The organism is Mesorhizobium sp. NFR06, from assembly GCF_900115245.1.
Lineage (GTDB): Bacteria > Pseudomonadota > Alphaproteobacteria > Rhizobiales > Rhizobiaceae > Mesorhizobium.
Genome location: NZ_FOVT01000022.1, coordinates 14,143 through 30,719 on the forward strand (window position 1 = coordinate 14,143; position 16,577 = coordinate 30,719).

General features: G+C 65.0%; 16 protein-coding genes. 7 read left to right on the forward strand and 9 right to left on the reverse strand.

The genetic code is table 11. The annotated features are described in order from the left end of the window. Positions 1-28: 28 nt before the first annotated feature. From hisG to hisS, 3 genes are all read right to left on the reverse strand, one after another. Positions 29-727 carry an ATP phosphoribosyltransferase gene (gene hisG, locus F3H96_RS27165; protein WP_149804747.1) on the reverse strand — a complete coding sequence of 233 codons (699 nt, stop codon included), beginning with the start codon at positions 725-727 and terminating at the stop codon, positions 29-31. Further along, positions 724-1,842, reverse strand: a complete 1,119-nt coding sequence (locus F3H96_RS27170; protein WP_149804748.1) for an ATP phosphoribosyltransferase regulatory subunit — start codon at positions 1,840-1,842, stop codon at positions 724-726. The genes hisG and F3H96_RS27170 overlap by 4 nt, the downstream gene beginning before the upstream one ends. A 174-nt stretch (positions 1,843-2,016) precedes the next feature. Beyond that, entirely contained in the window at positions 2,017-3,519 is a 1,503-nt protein-coding gene (gene hisS / locus F3H96_RS27175) for a histidine--tRNA ligase (RefSeq protein WP_149804806.1), read from the reverse strand. Between the two features lie 311 nt (positions 3,520-3,830). Between hisS and F3H96_RS27180 the strand changes: the two genes are divergently transcribed. Together F3H96_RS27180 and F3H96_RS27185 are read left to right on the forward strand one after the other, a co-directional pair. Beyond that, positions 3,831-4,061, forward strand: a complete 231-nt coding sequence (locus F3H96_RS27180; RefSeq protein WP_149804749.1) for a hypothetical protein — start codon at positions 3,831-3,833, stop codon at positions 4,059-4,061. A 23-nt stretch (positions 4,062-4,084) separates the two neighbouring features. Next, entirely contained in the window at positions 4,085-4,468 is a 384-nt protein-coding gene (locus F3H96_RS27185; protein ID WP_149804750.1) for a hypothetical protein, read from the forward strand. A gap of 6 nt (positions 4,469-4,474) precedes the next feature. Here the strand turns inward: F3H96_RS27185 and F3H96_RS27190 are convergent, their stop codons facing one another. Beyond that, on the reverse strand, positions 4,475-5,113 hold the full coding sequence (locus tag F3H96_RS27190) for a DNA-3-methyladenine glycosylase I (RefSeq protein WP_149804751.1): 639 nt from the start codon (positions 5,111-5,113) through the stop codon (positions 4,475-4,477). Between the two features lie 214 nt (positions 5,114-5,327). Between F3H96_RS27190 and F3H96_RS27195 the strand changes: the two genes are divergently transcribed. Further along, a complete protein-coding gene (locus F3H96_RS27195; protein ID WP_149804752.1) occupies positions 5,328-6,068 on the forward strand; it encodes a L,D-transpeptidase in 741 nt (246 codons plus the stop codon). Positions 6,069-6,458: 390 nt separating this feature from the next. Next, positions 6,459-7,379, forward strand: a complete 921-nt coding sequence (locus F3H96_RS27200) for a bifunctional 5,10-methylenetetrahydrofolate dehydrogenase/5,10-methenyltetrahydrofolate cyclohydrolase (protein WP_149804753.1) — start codon at positions 6,459-6,461, stop codon at positions 7,377-7,379. A gap of 6 nt (positions 7,380-7,385) precedes the next feature. Here F3H96_RS27200 and glcF read toward each other — a convergent pair whose 3' ends face one another. The 4 genes from glcF to F3H96_RS27225 form a co-directional block, all read right to left on the reverse strand. Further along, positions 7,386-8,711, reverse strand: a complete 1,326-nt coding sequence (gene glcF, locus F3H96_RS27205; RefSeq protein WP_149804754.1) for a glycolate oxidase subunit GlcF — start codon at positions 8,709-8,711, stop codon at positions 7,386-7,388. Between the two features lie 9 nt (positions 8,712-8,720). Continuing rightward, a complete protein-coding gene (gene glcE, locus F3H96_RS27210; protein WP_149804755.1) occupies positions 8,721-9,926 on the reverse strand; it encodes a glycolate oxidase subunit GlcE in 1,206 nt (401 codons plus the stop codon). A gap of 235 nt (positions 9,927-10,161) precedes the next feature. Further along, the gene (locus F3H96_RS27220) at positions 10,162-11,658 is read right to left on the reverse strand and encodes an FAD-linked oxidase C-terminal domain-containing protein (RefSeq protein ID WP_149804756.1); all 1,497 of its coding nucleotides are present in this window, start codon (positions 11,656-11,658) and stop codon (positions 10,162-10,164) included. Between the two features lie 291 nt (positions 11,659-11,949). After that, complete coding sequence (locus tag F3H96_RS27225; protein WP_149804757.1) at positions 11,950-13,272, reverse strand: DUF3422 family protein; 1,323 nt, start codon at positions 13,270-13,272, stop codon at positions 11,950-11,952. Positions 13,273-13,478: 206 nt separating this feature from the next. Between F3H96_RS27225 and F3H96_RS27230 the strand changes: the two genes are divergently transcribed. From F3H96_RS27230 to F3H96_RS27240, 3 genes are all read left to right on the forward strand, one after another. Continuing rightward, on the forward strand, positions 13,479-14,282 hold the full coding sequence (locus F3H96_RS27230) for an FCD domain-containing protein (protein ID WP_149804758.1): 804 nt from the start codon (positions 13,479-13,481) through the stop codon (positions 14,280-14,282). A gap of 23 nt (positions 14,283-14,305) precedes the next feature. Next, positions 14,306-15,442 (forward strand): alpha-hydroxy acid oxidase, encoded by a 1,137-nt coding sequence (locus tag F3H96_RS27235; protein WP_149804759.1) that lies wholly within the window; start codon positions 14,306-14,308, stop codon positions 15,440-15,442. A gap of 96 nt (positions 15,443-15,538) precedes the next feature. Beyond that, the gene (locus F3H96_RS27240; RefSeq protein WP_149804760.1) at positions 15,539-16,306 is read left to right on the forward strand and encodes a metallophosphoesterase; all 768 of its coding nucleotides are present in this window, start codon (positions 15,539-15,541) and stop codon (positions 16,304-16,306) included. Positions 16,307-16,342: 36 nt separating this feature from the next. On the opposite strand, the gene F3H96_RS31565 is transcribed toward F3H96_RS27240, so the two are convergent. Then, the gene (locus F3H96_RS31565) at positions 16,343-16,474 is read right to left on the reverse strand and encodes a hypothetical protein (RefSeq protein WP_263481599.1); all 132 of its coding nucleotides are present in this window, start codon (positions 16,472-16,474) and stop codon (positions 16,343-16,345) included. Between the last annotated feature and the right edge of the window lie 103 nt (positions 16,475-16,577).

Below are 16,577 nucleotides of genomic sequence, written 5' to 3' on the forward strand. Positions count from 1 at the left end.
TGGTGGAAACCCGCCGATAGTATGGTGGCTAACCGGCCAGCGCAGCCATTTTCGTGGCGATGTCGCGCAATTGCGCCTCATCCGCTCCATCGCGCTGCTTTTTCGAAGCAACCAGACAGGCCTGCGACTTCAGGATCGTGCCGTCGCCCAGCACCTTGAGATGGTTGGCGCGCAGCGTCGAACCGGTGGTGGTGATGTCGACGATGACGTCGGCCAGGCCCGCGGCCGGGGCGCCTTCGGTGGCGCCGAGGCTCTCGACGATGCGGTAGACCTGGATGCCGTGCTTGAGCGAAAAGAATTGCTGCGTCAGCCGCCAATATTTGGTGGCGATGCGCAAGCGCCGGCCATGGCGCTGGCGGAAGTCGGCGGCGACGTCGTCGAGGTCGGCCATATTATCGACGTCGAGCCAGATGTCCGGCACCGCCACCACGACATCGGCATGGCCGAAGCCGAGGCGGGCGACGATTTCTGCCCGCGCTTCCCAGTCGGCAAGGTTCTCGCGCAGCAAATCCTCGCCGGTAATGCCGAGATCGACCGCCCCTTGGCCGATCTCGCCGGCAATCTCGGACGCGGAGAGGAAGGCCACCTCGACGTTGTCGAGGCCGTCGATGCGGGCGCGGTATTTGCGGTCATCCTGCGGCAGGGCGACAGTCAAGCCGGCCTTGGCCAGCACGTCCAGAGACTGCTCCTTGAGCCGGCCTTTCGACGGGATCGCCAGCGTGATCATCGCGTCCCCTCCCGCAAGGCCTCGATGCGGTCGAGCCAGACCGAGAAGCCGACGCCGGGGATCGGCTTCCTTGCACCGAGCAGCGTCAGCAGCCTGTCGTAGCGGCCGCCGCCGGCCAGCGGGCGATCGCCATCACCTGCGGCAATCTCGAAGACGAGACCGGTATAATAGTCGAGCGGACGGCCGAAGGCGGCGTCGTAGCGGATTTGCGCCGACGGCAGGCCGTGCGCCTCGATCGCCCTGGCGCGAGCAGCGAAATTCTCCAGCGCCGGCCCCAGCGACAGGCCGGCATCGGCGGCAAATTTTTCGAGCGCCGCCGTTGCGCCATCCAGCGCGACGTCGATCGTCAGAAAATCTTTCAGCGCCGAGAAGGCTTCGTTCGAGAGCCGCACGCTGCGCAGCTGCGCTTTCTCGATCAGCCTGCGCGCGATGTCGGCCGGGGCGCGGCCGGTCGATGCCGACAGCCCGGCCTCCTCCATGCCGGCCGAGATATGCGCGGCAAGAGCTTCCGCATCGCCGTCGAGCACCAACGTGGCGACGCGACCGGTGAGCTGGCTGTTGCGCGGCGGGTTGGCGAGATCGGCAAGGGCTGCTTCCAGCATTGGCGCCGAGCCGAAGGCACGCGCAAGCCGCATGCGCCAGCCGCGCGGCAGGCCAAGCGCCGCCAGCACCGCCTCGAACAGCGTCTGGTCGCCAAGCGTGACGGCGAGCGCCGGTCCCGGCAGCACCAGCGAAAGCAGGGCGTGCGCGTCGGCGAGCGAGCGCGCGTCGGCCGCGGCCGTGTCGCTGTCGCCGAGATCCTCGATGCCGGCCTGGAAGAACTCGTTGCCGCCTTCGCGGCGCTGGCGGAACACTTCGCCGAGATAGGAATAGCGGCGCGGCGTGCCGGCCTGGCTGGCGATGTGATCGAGACAGACCGGAATGGTGAATTCGGGCCGCAGGCACAGCGTCTTGCCGGTCTCGCTCTCGGTGAGGAAGATGCGGCGGCGCAGGTCCTCACCCGCCATGTCGAGGAACGGGTCGGCCGGCTGCAGCACAGCGACCTCGACCGCGTGAGTGTCGCGCGTGGCGAAGAGTTTTGCGATGTCGGCGGCGATCGCGGGGCGGGAGGTCATCGGGCTTGCCCTCCCCTTCTCCCCTTGTGGGAGAAGGTGGATTGGCGCGAAGCGCCAAGACGGATGAGGGGCGCTGGAAGGAATGAGACGTCGGCGTTTCCTGGAACACCCCTCATCCGACCGAGCTTCGCTGGGCCACCTTCTCCCACAAGGGGAGAAGGAGAGGTCGGCGCTCTACTTTCCACGTGCCCGCTCCTCGGCCTGCGCCGCCAGGATCTTCTTCACCTCTCCAACCAGCTCGCCCTCCGCCACAGTCACCTGGGCCGGCCTTGCGGCGCGCCATTCGGCGTTGTCGGCGATTTCGGCCGACATGCGCGCGCCTTCGATCAGGTCCTTGATCTGCAGCTCGCCCTTGGCGCGCTCGTCGCCGCCCTGGATGATGGCGACCGGGCTGCCGCGGCGGTCGGCATATTTCAGTTGTGCCTTCATGCCGGCGCCGCCGAGATACATTTCGGAGCGGATGCCGGCGGCGCGCAGGTCGGCGACCATCTTCTGGTAGCGGCCGAGGCTTTCCGTGTCCCTGTCCATCACCAGCACGACGACCGGAGCGACGACTTCCGACGTATCCAGCTTGCCGAGGTTCTTCAGCGCGGTCATCAGCCGGGAGACGCCAATGGAAAAGCCGGTCGCCGGCACCGGCTCGCCGCGGAAGCGCGAGACCAGCCCGTCATAGCGCCCGCCGCCGCCGACCGAGCCGAAGCGCACAATCTGGCCGTCCTCATTGGGAATCTCGGCCAGCAGCTCGGCCTCGAAGACCGGGCCGGTATAATATTCGAGGCCGCGCACGACGGAACGGTCCATGGCAACACGGTCTTCGCCGTAACCTGCTGCCCTGACTAGGGCTTCAATCGTTGCCAGTTCGCCGACGCCTTCCTGATAGACGGCGTTGGCACTGACGCCGGAATCCTGGCCGGCCTGTCCGTTCCTTGCCGTTGCGAGAAGAACCGCTTCGGCCTGTGCGCCATTCAGCCCGGCGCCTTTGGCGAAATCGCCTTCGCCTTCCTTGCCGCCATCCCACCGTCCCGGGCCAAGCAGCAGCCTCACGCCTTCCGGCCCCAGCTTGTCCAGTTTGTCGATGGCGCGCAGCACCGTCAGCCGGCGGCCAGCATTTTCCTCGCCACCAAGCCCGATCGCATCGAGCACGCCGTCCAGCACCTTGCGGTTGTTGACGCGGATGACGTAGTCGCCGCGCTTGATGCCGAGCGCTTCCATCACGTCGGCCATCATCATCGCCATCTCGGCGTCCGCCGCCACGCCCGGTGTGCCGATGGTGTCGGCGTCGAACTGCATGAACTGGCGGAAGCGCCCCGGGCCAGGCTTCTCGTTGCGGAACACCCAGCCGGAGCGATAGCTGCGATAGGGCTTCGGCAGCTTGTCGAAATTCTCGGCGACGAAACGCGCCGTCGGCGCGGTCAGGTCATAGCGCAGCGACAGCCACTGGTCGTCATCGTCCTGGAAGGAGAAGACGCCTTCGTTCGGCCGGTCCTGGTCGGGCAGGAATTTGCCCAGCGCATCGGTGTATTCGATCATCGGCTGGTCGACCGGCTCGAAGCCGTAAAGCTCATAAACCGAGCGGATGGTCGCCATCATCTTCTCGACGGCGCGGATGTCTTCGGCGCTGCGGTCGGCAAAACCGCGCGGCAGCCGCGCTTTCGTCTTTTCGGATTTGTCGGCCATGGAATGGTTACTCGGTGTTTCGTGGCGCGCCATGGGCAGGAAATTTCCTATTTCCAAGGCGCGCGTGTCCTAACCGATGCTGCTTGGTGCGGCAAGGGTTTGCCGCCTGGCGCGTGGAGAGGTCGAGAACTGTTCGATAATTTGCGGCCAAGCGAGCGACGAACGACGTCAGACTTCGTTTCGAAGAGTGCGAGATTCCAGCCGCCGTCGAAACAAAACACACCGAAAACGAAACAACTCCGCCGCCAGCGCGGCATGCTGCAGACACAATCGACGACCATAAAGCGGGCCGAAACAAGGGGCTCGGGGCCATGACGGCGGCAAAAGACGTCTTCGAGTGCGGCACGCCTGCCAGGTTGCGGGCTGCCGGCAATGCCTCGATCAAACCGGCGCGGCAGCCGGCCGGACCGTTCGAGGTCGCAACCCGTCGGCCGACGATGCGCGACGCGCTGGCCGCCGGGCTGCTGGTCATCTACCCGGCCTTCGCCGCGCTTGCAGCCATTGTCGCCGGGCTGTTTTTGACGGGCGCCGGCAGCGTCTGATTTCGTTTGATCGGGGGATCATCATGCAGTTGCAATTTGCGTGCGCACTTGCCGGCGCGCTGGTCGTTGGCGCAACGGGCGCGGCCAACGCGTGCCAGCCGGGCGATGCCCGTCTTGCCGGCCATTATTACCTGAACGGCGTCATGGAGGTCGGCTCGGAACTGTTGCTGAAGAAAGATGGCAGCTTCGAGTTCGCGCTCGCCTACGGCGCCAACGATCAGTACGGCAAGGGCTGCTGGGTGAGGACGGGCTCGACGGTCGAGGTCATCCCGGCCGGCCGCAGTTCGGCCTCCACGCATCACACGCCGGACGACAGCGGTTTCAGCGGACTGGTGCTGACGGTGTCGGGTTCCAGCCTGGTCTGGGACATCAACGGCAGCGGCCATAAGGGACGGTTCGAGAAGTGAGGCGCCTCACTTCGGCCGCTTGAACTTCTTGCGTTCCTTCTCCACCTCTGCCCTGCAGTAGCAGCCTTCGAGATGATCGTTGACCAGGCCCATCGCCTGCATGAAGGCATAGACGGTGGTGGGGCCGACAAAATTCCAGCCGCGCTTCTTCAATTCCTTCGATATCCTGACCGAGACCGCCGTCGTCGGATTGGCGCGCAGATGCGCGAGGTCGACGACCGATGGCCGTTCCTCCGGACCCGGCTCGAACTTCCAGAACCAGGCGGCCAGAGAGCCGAATTCATCGACCATCTCGCGGGCGCGCTTGGCGTTGTTGACGGTAGAGACGATCTTGCCGCGATGGCGGATGATGCCGGCATTGCCGAGCAGGCGCTCGACATCCTTATCGGTGAACGCCGCCACCTTGTCGAAGTCGAAATTTGCAAAGGCCTCGCGGAAATTCTCGCGCTTGCGCAGGATGGTCAGCCACGACAGGCCCGACTGGAACCCTTCCAGGCAGATCTTTTCGAACAGCCGGCGATCATCCGTTACCGGCCGACCCCATTCATGGTCGTGATAGTGCAGATAGTCCGGCAGATTGCCGTGCCAGAAACAGCGCGCCTTGCCGTCGGGGCCTTCGAGAACGCCGGAAGTTTCTTGTGCCATCACCGCAAATCCATTCGTTAATGCGCTTCAGCGCCGCTTTTACCGTGGCTTTACCAGATTCCTGAACCCGCCGGTAACCACACCAAAAGCTTTACTGACAAAGCAGCATTTTACGCATTCCGATTCATGTTTTGCTTGCCGCTCCACGCCAAGGATCGCGAAACCGAGGGCGCCTCCCCGCCCTGGATGAGTTCGACGATCAAGGTGCGTTCCGATGAAGACAGCGTTTTGTTCCCTGCTTGGCGCGGTGGCCGTTCTCGCCGCCTGCGTCACGACCTCCCTTGCCAACGACCGTTATGCCGACATGCCGCCGGTGATGGTGAGCCCCGACCTTTCGGCGCCCTGGGTGCTGCAGCTTGGCCGCGCGCCGGGCATCGTGCGCCCCGCGCGGCAGACGGCGCAGCAGCCGCAGCGGCGACTGTTCCGGGCACAGCCCGATCAGCAGCGCACGGCGGCCGTGCAGCAGCCGGCCAAGCGGATCGCGATGCGACCGCAGATCGACCCGATCTATCTGCCGCAGGAGGTCGCCTATGACGGGCCGGCCAAGCCGGGCACCATCGTCATAGATACCCATGAGAATTTCCTCTATCTGGTGGAGAAGAACGGCAAGGCGCGCCGCTACGGCGTCGGCACCGGCAAGCCGGGCTTCGAGTGGTCCGGCACGCACAAGATCACCGACAAGAAGGTTTGGCCGGACTGGCGCCCACCGGCGCAGATGATCAAGCGCGAGGCGGCCAAGGGCCGCTACCTGCCGACCTATCTGGCCGGCGGCATCGAAAACCCGCTCGGCGCGCGCGCGCTCTATCTCGGCACCACCGAATACCGCATCCATGGCACCAACCAGCCCTGGACGATCGGCGGCGCGGTATCTTCCGGCTGTATCCGCATGCGCAACGAAGACGTCGTCGACCTTTACGAGCGCGTGAATGTCGGAACCACGGTCGAGGTGATATAAGTGATCGCAAATCAGCCGGTCAGGCTGCGCTAACTGTTCTTTTTGGCTTGCTGTTGCCCTCATGCCATAGCGCGCTTTCGCAAGAGATGCTTAGACTGGCAGCGAGTTAACGGGGGACGGGCCGTGTGGGGATACGGCCGGTCACGAAAAGGCAGCGCGGGCAACCGCGCTGCCTTTTTCCGTTTCCGGGTACTTGTTGGATGCATGTTCCAAACCGCTGAGTATGGAGCGGCAGGTCGCCCTGAACGCAGGGCGTTTCGTTTTCCGGGGCTGATTTCCTGAAGCGCCTCTGCTATTGCAGTGCACAAATCTCAGTTGCTACGCAATTCCGGGCTGAGAGCCGCTTGCGCGCATTTCCCCGAATTGCTCCAGAAGGCAAAGGTGCCAGCCATGACCCGGACCGACGACAGCCGCTACCTTAAAGGCGGCCCGGTCGCCCAGCGCATCATCGCTTCCGTGAGCGAAGACGCGGCGATCGCCACCGCCGAAGGCTTTCCGCCAAAACTGGTTTCGATCACCGTCGGCGATACCGACGCGGTCGATGTCTATGTGCGCAACCAGCGCGCCAAGGCAGCGCTTGCCGGCATCGGCTTCGAGGAACGGCGTTTTGCCGCCGATATCACCGCCGGTGAGTTGGAAGCGGCGATCCACGGCCTCAATGCCGATCCGCGCGTGACCGGCATCATCATCCAGCGGCCGGTGCCGGCGCATATCCCGATCAAGACGCTGCAGGCGGCGGTGCATCCGTTGAAGGATGTCGAGGGCATGCATCCGGCCTCGATCGGCAACATCGTCTACAACCAGCTCGACCTGGCGCCCTGCACGGCGGCGGCCTCGGTCGAACTGCTGAAGGAGACCGGCCTCGATCTCAAGGGGCTCGAAGTGGTCGTCGTCGGCCATTCCGAGATCGTCGGCAAGCCGATCGCCTTCCTTTTGATGAGCGAAGGCGCGACGGTGACGGTCTGCCATCACATGACGCGCTCGGTGACGGCGCACGCACGCCGTGCCGACGCGCTGTTCGTTGCCGTCGGCAAGCCCAGGCTGATCAAGGCGGACATGGTGAAGCCCGGCGCTTGTGTCATCGACATCGGCATCAATTCGGAAATCGGACCGGACGGCGAAAGCCGCATCGTCGGCGACGTCGACACCGAGAGCGTCAAGGAAGTGGCGTCCTGGATCACGCCGGTGCCCGGCGGCGTCGGCCCACTCACAGTGGCCATCCTCTTGCGCAACACCATGGTGGCGCTCAACCGCCAGCGCGCGCTTTACCGCGCGACCTACGGCGTCGCCGACCAGCTCGCGGCGGAATAGCGCTGTCTATTCGGCGGCGACCGGCTTCGCGTCGGAAACGCCTTCCGGCTTTGGGCCGCCATAGGCCCAGTCGAGCAGCTTGATCGTATGCACCACCGGCAGCTTCGCCGCCCACGCGATCTGGGTGATGCAGCCGATGTTGCCGGTGGCGACGATTTCGGCGCCGGTCGCCTCGATGTTCCGGATCTTGCGGTCGCGCAGCTTGGCCGAGATGTCGGGCTGCAGGATGTTGTAGGTGCCGGCCGAGCCGCAGCACAGATGACCTTCGCGCGGGTCGCGCACGACGAAGCCGGCTTTCGCCAGAAGCTCCTTCGGCTGGCGCGTTATTTTTTGGCCGTGCTGCATCGAACAAGCGGAATGATAGGCGACGACCGTGCCCGGCTTGCGCACGGGCTCAGGCAGGTCGAGACCGGCGAGATATTCGGTGACGTCCTTGGCCAGCACCGAGACGCGCGCAGCCTTTTCGGCATAGGCCGGATCGAGCCGCAGCATGAAGCCATAATCCTTGATCGTGGTGCCGCAGCCGGATGCGGTGATGACGATGGCGTCGAGCCCGCCTTGTTCGATGGCGCGCGTCCAGGCATCGACATTGCGCCTTGCCGAGGCAAGGGTTGCTTCCTCACGGCCCATATGGTGCACGAGCGCGCCGCAGCAGCCCTCGCCTTCGGGCACCACGACCTCGACGCCCAGCCTTGTCAGCAGGGAGATGGTCGTTTCGTTGATGGCGGGGTCGAGCACGGACTGCGCGCAACCGGTGAGGATGGCGACGCGGCCACGCTTTGCGCCCTGCCCGGCATGCGTGCCGGGCGAAGCCATCGGCGAGGCCGGCGGGATCGACGAGGGCGCGAGCTTGAGCATCGCCGCGACAGGCTTCAGCGCCGGCAGTTTTTCGAACAAGCCGATGAACGGCCGGCCGAGCCCAGCCAGTTTCAGCGCGGCGCGAAATCGCCCCGGATAAGGCAGCACGAAAGCCAGCATGGCGCGCGTCAGCCGGTCGAGCGGCGGTCGTCTATAGGTCTTCTCGATATGGGCGCGGGCATGGTCGACCAGATGCATGTAGTTCACGCCCGACGGGCATGTCGTCATGCAGGCGAGGCAGGACAGGCAGCGATCGATATGGGTGACGATTTCCTTGTCGGCCGGCCGGCCGTTCTCCAGCATATCCTTGATGAGGTAGATGCGGCCGCGCGGCGAATCGAGCTCATTGCCCAAAGTCACATAGGTCGGGCAGGTGGCGGTGCAGAAGCCGCAATGCACGCATTTGCGCAGGATCTTTTCCGATTCCGCGACATGCGGATCGGCAAGCTGCGCGGCTGAGAAATTGGTCTGCATATATCAGTCCTAGGCCATGCGGCCGGGGTTGAGAATCTGCTTCGGATCGAACTCGGCCTTGAGCCGCGCCGAGAGCGCCGCCAGATGCGGCGGCTGCGGCTCGAACACCGGCAGCGCCGCGCGATGCGGGGCGGAGGCGCGCACTAGCGTGGCATGGCCGCCGCCATGCTTGCGTATCAGCCCGCGCAGCAGCTCGGCTTCGGCATCGTCCTCGCGCATCGACAGCCACACCAGACCGCCCTGCCAGTCATAGAAGGCATCGACCGCCGCCTGCATGCGCAGCGCCATCACCATGTGATGCGCCTGCGACGGCGCCATCGACACGCGCCACACCGGCCGCGCGCCGCCATCGGCGAAAGGCGCGCAATCGCGGATGTCGCGCCAGATGGCTTTCGATGCCTCGCCGGCAATCTCCTCCAGCGGACCGGCCTTGCCGAGCAGCCTTTTGAGCGCTTCGATACGATAGACGACCGACGGACCAAATCCTTCGACGCGCAGCAGTGTCGCGGCATCGCTGCCCAGACGGCCGGCCGCAACCTTCGCGGCGATCCGCTCCGGCAGATGCGCCGCGCTCGAGACTTCAGCGCTGGAGCCTAGCGCCAGCGCCATGGCGGCGACCGCGGCATCGTCAAGCAGGCCACGGATGGCCAGCGTCACCTCCACCTCGGCTGCCGGCAGCACCTTGAAGGTGACGTCGGTCAGCACGGCCAGCGTGCCCCAGCTCCCCGCCATCAGCTTGGAGAGATCGTAGCCGGTGACGTTCTTGACGACGCGCCCGCCCGACTTGAAAGCCTCGCCCCGCCCCGAGACGGCGGCAATGCCGAGGATATGGTCGCGCGCGGCGCCCGCTTTGAGACGACGCGGGCCTGACAGGTTTGAGGCAAGCACGCCGCCGATCGTGCCCTTGCCCGACTCGCTGCCGAGCAGCGGGCCGTAATCCATCGGCTCGAAGGCAAATTGCTGGCCGTTCTCGGCGAGGAGCTCTTCAAGTTCGGCGAGCGGCGTGCCCGCCTTTGCCGACAACACCAGCTCGGCCGGCTCGTAGAGCGTGACGCCGGTGAGTTTTGAGAGGTCGAGCGTGTGCTCGGTCTGCAAAGGACGGCCGATGCCGCGCTTGGAGCCGTGGCCTTGGATTTCGAGCGGTGTATCTTCGGCGGCCGCCCATTGGACGGTTGAGAGGACTTCGGCTGGTGAGGGTGGGGTGAAAGTGGACATCAGCAGGAGGCACCCTCGAAAGCGGAGATGCCACGTTCCTTCGCGCCCCCCTCTGTCCTGCCGGACATCTCCCCCACTTGGGGGGAGATTGGCAGTTTCGGCAACCGCGCCTTTCTTGCAACGTCGGAGATTGGCGAAGGCCGCGATGATGGCTGATCTCCCCCCTTGTGGGGGAGATGTCCGGCAGGACAGAGGGGGGCGCGAAGGATCGCCGTCATGCGAAGATTGGCCCCCATCAAAACCTCGGAATATCGGGAAACGCCACTTGGCCGCGGTGCACATGCATGCGCCCGAGTTCCGCGCAGCGGCGCAGCTGCGGGAAGACCTTGCCGGGGTTGAGCAGATGGTTGGGGTCGAAAGCGCATTTGACCCGCATCTGCTGGTCGAGGTCGATCTGGTTGAACATTTCCGGCATCAGGTCGCGCTTCTCGACGCCGACGCCATGCTCGCCGGTCAGCACGCCGCCGACCTCGACGCAGAGCCGCAGGATGTCGGCGCCGAAGCTTTCCGCCTTGTCGAGCTCGCCCGGCACGTTGGCATCGTAGAGGATCAGCGGGTGCAAATTGCCGTCGCCGGCATGGAAGACGTTGGCGACGCCCAATCCGTATTTCTCCGACAGGTCGCGCATGCCGGCGAGCACGCGCGGCAATTCCTTGCGCGGGATGGTGCCGTCCATGCAGTAGTAGTCGGGCGAGATGCGGCCCACCGCCGGGAACGCCGCCTTGCGCCCGGCCCAGAAACTCAGCCGCTCCTGTTCCGACTGCGAGATGCGGCAGGTGGTCGAGCCGTTGCGATGGGCGATCGCCTCGACGAGGCCGATCAGGTGATCGACCTCGACGCTCGGACCGTCGAGCTCGACGATCAGCAGCGCCTCGACGTCGAGCGGATAGCCGGCATGGACGAAATCCTCGGCGGCGTGGATCGCCGGGCGATCCATCATCTCCATGCCGCCCGGGATGATGCCGGCGCCGATGATGTCGGCGACGCACTGGCCGCCCTCTTCGCTGGTCGGAAAACCGATCAGCAGCGCGCGCGCCGTCTCCGGCATCTTGAGGATGCGCACCGTCACCTCGGTGACGACGCCGAGCAGGCCCTCGGAGCCGGTCATGACGCCGAGCAGGTCATAACCTTCCTGGTCGAGATGGCTGCCGCCGAGGCGCACCACCTCGCCGTTCATCAGCACCATCTCGATGCCCAGCACATTGTTGGCGGTGAGCCCGTATTTCAGGCAGTGCACGCCGCCGGAATTCTCCGCGACGTTGCCGCCGATCGAGCAGGCGATCTGGGAGGATGGATCGGGGGCGTAGTAAAAGCCCTCCTGCTCGACGGCGGCGGTGATGCCGAGATTGGTGACGCCCGGCTGGGCGACGACGACACGATTGGGATAGTCGATTTGAAGAATGCGATTGAAGCGGCTCATCACCAGCAGCACCGCATCTTCCAGCGGCAGCGCGCCGCCGGAAAGCGAGGTGCCGGAACCGCGCGGCACGACGCGGATGTTGCGCGTGTTACAGTATTTCAAGACGCGCGAGACCTGGGCGGCGGTCTCGGGAAGCACAACGACCAGCGGCAGCTGCCGATAGGCGGTGAGGCCATCGCTCTCGAAGGCGCGCATTTCGTTGGCGGCGTCGACGACCCCCTCGCCCGGCACGATGATGCGCATGTCGGCGACGATCTCGGCGCGACGGCGCATGGTCTCGGCGTCTGGCTTGGGCATCGCTAGGCCGGACATCGGGCGGGCCTCATCTCGCTTGACTGGTCAAAATCTTTTACCAGCTAGACAGTTTTGTTGCAAACGTTGCTTTGGTCACACGCGGCGGCGAGCGTAATACCAAGCTTCCGCAGCGGCAATCTGCCGCTACGCTCGGATCTCCCCCCTTGAGGAGGAGATGGCCGCGAAGCGGTCAGAGGGGGTCGTCTCACGTAAATCGCCGACGTCTTCCGTCTTCGAGGAAGGCGCTGGCGCTCCTCGCGCAGCGACCCCCTCTGTCGCCTTCGGCGACATCTCCCCTCAAGGGGGAGATTACTCTCCCGGATGCCTGGCCGGTTCGGAGTGCATCCTGCGCACGCGGCGCACGCCCCACCAGACGAGCAGGATGGCGACCGGCACGGATGCCGCGGTGACGACTTCGGGCGCGAAAGCGTGACCGAAGATCGAGGCGCCCTTGGCGACATAGCCGATCAGGCCGACTACATAGTAGGAGACGGCAGCGACTGAAAGGCCTTCGACCGTCTGCTGCAGACGCAGTTGCAGCCGCGCGCGGTTGTTCATCGAGGCCAGCAGGTCGCGGTTCTGCTTCTCGACCTCGACATCGACCCAGGTGCGTAAGAGCGTGGTGGCGCGGGTGAGTTTTCGCGACAGATTGGCCTGGCGCTCCTCGACCGAGCGGCAGGTGCGCATGGCCGGCGCCATGCGCCGCAGCAGGAAGCCCGCCCAGGTGTCGTAGCCTTGCACCGGTTCCTCATCGAGCGCCTCCAGCCGTTCGGTGACGATGCCGTCATAGGCGCGGCTGGCGCCGAAGCGGTAGAGGCTGGATGCGGCATCGGCCTCCAGCTCGGCCGCAAGCTCGGTAAGGTCGGAGAGCAGCGTCTGGTTATCGCGGGTCTCGACCGCCTTCATTTCCAGCGTGGTCTGCGCCAGCCGGTCCTCGATGCGACGGGCGCGGCCGGACAGCGTCAACGCCAGCGGCAGGCCGAGCATAGCAAGCGTCCGGTAGGTTTCGATGTCGATCAGCCGCTGCGACAGGGCGCCGGTGCTGGCCGGCGTCAGGCCGCGATCGAGCACCAGCATGCGGGTCAGCCCGTCGCCGTCCTGGCGGAAATCGGTGATGATGGCTGCGGCGCCGCGCTCGACCAGCGAATGGCACAGGCTGGTCGGGTCGAAGCCGGCAATCAGCTTCTCGCTCGCTTGCGTCCATTTGCGGATCTCGAGCCGTATGCCGGAAATCACCGTTCCCGGCGGCGAGAAGCCATTGCCGAAGGGTGAATCCTCCTGGCCCCGGCCGTTCTCCGCCAGCGGCCCTTCCCAGAGATAGGTCGAGAATTCCGTGTGTCGCTCCCAGCGCAGCGTGCCTTTGCCCCATTTCATGGCGTGGTGGCGGGCATGGCGCTCGGGCACGGCGATGCCGAGGCGCCGCGACAGTTCGGAAAGCACGGCATGGTCGACGCCGGCCCCGCCGTCGGTCATGAAGGAAAGCTGGATGAGGACACGCGGCTTTTCGACCAGCGGGTGCGGTCGCGCGTGGACTTCGCCGAGCGCGCCGGGGCGCCCCTCATGCGCCGGAAAGCCCATCACGCTGCCCTGGGAGCGCGGCTGGAATTCGAGACTGGATATCTCGTCAGACACGGCTGGTCCCCCTTTTTCGACCCTTCGTGCAACCCGGTCGTCTTGCGGCAATCGGCGAGACTCGTAAACAGCAAATGTTGGCAGCCGGAGGAGGCGGCGCTTGGCCCGCGACGCAACCGGCTTGGACGAATTGGATAAATAATTTGACCAGTTCGCGACAGAGGCTTTAATCTGGCGGTGTCCGTCCCATTCGCCAGGCGCCTCCTTTGAGCGACATTTTCTCCAGGATCGAGCATTCGCGCACCGCCGACGAGGTCGTGCAGCAGATCGAGAGCCTTATCCTCGAAGGCGTGCTGCGCACCGGCGACCGGTTGCCGGGCGAGCGCGAGCTGGCGCGGCAGTTCGACGTGTCGCGGCCGATCCTGCGCGATGCGCTGAAGGCACTCGAGGCGCGCGGGCTGCTGACCACGCGGCCGGGCGGCGGCACGCATGTCGCCGACGTCATCGGCCAGCTCTTCACCAAGCCGGTGACGGACCTCATCTCCACGCACCGCAAGGCGGTGACCGACTATCTGGAATACCGGCGCGAGATCGAAGCGGTGGCGGCCGAATACGCGGCGCGCCGGGCAACGCCCGAGGATCTGGCGCTGCTGGACCGCATCATGGCGCGCATGGACGAGGCGCACCGGACCGGCGACTTCGACGACGAAGCGGAAGTCGACGTCGAATTCCACCACGCGGTGTGCGAGTGCGCGCACAACATGATCCTGCTGCACACGCTGCGCTCCTGCTACCGGCTGCTTTCCGAAGGCGTGTTCCAGAACAGGCTGTTGGTGTTCAGCGTTCCCGGCGCGCGCGAAGCGCTGCTCCAACAACACCGCGCGATCCACGCCGCGATCAAGGCCGGCGACCCGATCGCCGCGCGCAAGGCGGCGATGGATCACATCACCTATGTCGAGCGCTCGATGGCGGAAGCCGAGCGCAGCGGCGACTGGCAGCGCGTCTCACGGCTGAGGCTGCGACAGCGCTCCGAAGCCGGCGACATCGAACCCACACGCAAACGCTCCTAAGCATACATCAAGCGGGGACCACCATGAGCGACATCCTGACCATCGCCGACCTCAAGGAGCTGGCGCGCCGCAAGGTGCCGAAGATGTTCTTCGACTATGCCGATTCCGGCGCCTGGACGGAGAGCACCTACCGGGCGAACGAAGAGGATTTCGGCAAGATCAAGTTCCGCCAGCGCGTGCTGGTCGATATGAGCAACCGCTCGCTGGAATCCACCATGATCGGCGAGAAGGTGGCGATGCCGGTGGCGCTGGCCCCGACCGGGCTGACCGGCATGCAGCATGCCGACGGCGAGATGCTGGCGGCGAAAGCGGCGGAAGAGTTCGGCGTACCGTTCACGCTCTCGACGATGAGCATCTGCTCGATCGAGGACGTCGCCTCGGTGACCACGAAGCCGTTCTGGTTCCAGCTCTATGTGCTGCGCGACAAGGATTTCGTGCTCAACCTCATCGACCGCGCCAAGGCGGCGAAGTGCTCGGCGCTGGTGCTGACACTCGATTTGCAGATCCTCGGGCAGCGCCACAAGGATATCCGCAACGGGCTATCGGCGCCGCCCAAGATGACACTGGCCAATATCGTCGACCTAGCGATGAAGCCGCGCTGGTGCCTGGGCATTGCCGGCACCAAGCGCCGCACCTTCCGCAACATCGTCGGCCACGCCAAGGGCGTAGGCGACGTCTCTTCGCTGTCGTCATGGACGACGGAACAGTTCGATCCGCATTTGTCGTGGAAGGACGTCGCCTGGATCAAGGAACGCTGGGGCGGCAAGCTGATCCTGAAAGGCATTCTCGACAAGGAAGACGCGCTGATGGCGGCCGAAACCGGCGCCGACGCGATCGTGGTCTCCAATCATGGCGGACGGCAGTTGGACGGCGCCGCCTCCTCGATCTCGGTGCTGGAGGAGATCGCCGATGCTGTCGGCGACAGGATCGAGGTGCATATGGATGGCGGCATCCGCTCGGGCCAGGACGTGCTCAAGGCGCTCTGCCTCGGCGCCAAGGGAACCTATATCGGCCGGCCTTTCCTTTACGGCCTCGGCGCGATGGGCAAGGAGGGCGTTACCAAGGCGCTCGAGATCATCCGCAAGGAAATGGACATCACGCTGGCGCTGTGCGGCAAGCGCCTCGTCACCGACATGGGCAAGGATCAGCTCCGTCGCTGAACAGCGCCTTCGGAAGAATTGGGCGGCATGCGCTAGGGCCTCGTTCACCGATCCGCACTAGGTTCGGCCAAAGCCTCCTATCGGGAAACGCGCGCCTTGACCGAAACCGGCATCCACTATCTCGACGCAAGCGGGCCGGACGGCATGCGCCTCTACGCCATCGGCGACGTGCATGGCCGCCATGACCTGCTAAGCGCCATGCACCGGCGCATCGCGAGCGAACTGGAGCATGCGCCCGCGTCCGACTGGCGCATCATCCATCTCGGCGACTATGTCGACCGCGGGCCGGATTCGAAAGGCGTGATCGATTTCCTGATCGAGGCGCAGAAACGTGATCCGCGCAACATCACGCTCGCCGGCAACCACGATATCGGCATGCTCGAATTTCTTGCCGACGCCGAGCCAGACGGCCTGTTCATGAACTATGGCGGCGTGCAGACGGCGCAATCCTATGGCGTGGATCTTGCGCGCGATGCGCATTGGTTCGGCAAGGCGGAAGCGGTGCGGCGGGGACACGCGGCCCTGGTGAAAGCGGTGCCGCGCAGCCATGTCGACTTCCTGCGCTCGCTGGCATTTTCGGCGACCTTCGGCGACTTCTTCTTCTGCCATGCAGGGATAAGACCGGGCGTGCCGCTCGACCACCAGAACCAGCAAGACCTGATCTGGATCCGCGACACCTTCCACGACCATCAAGGGCTTTTTTCAAAGGTGATCGTGCACGGGCACACGCCCGTCCCGGAAGCCGAGGTCAGGGCCAACCGCGTCAATGTCGACACGCTTGCCTGGAAATCGGGAACGCTGAGCGCGCTTGCCGTCAATGGTGGCGACAAGCGCATCATCACCGCCGAAGGGAAAGCGTTCTAGACGCGATCCCAGCTCCGGCTCCGATTTTGTCGAGGCTTAGTTCAGCGAGGCAGTGACGCCGTAGCCGTCAACGGCCCGGTGGTTGGTCGCTGCGTCGGCGGCATAGATACCCAGGCCGCAGAGCACGATGGCAGACAGCATGACAAAAGACAGGAGAGCTGCTTTCACGGACGTCATCTCTGGTTAAGCTTTCAGCATCTGGGCACGAGGCGGTTACCAATGCGTTGAAACGATAAAATGCGTCTCAATGTTTCGACGATTTCGCGCTTCT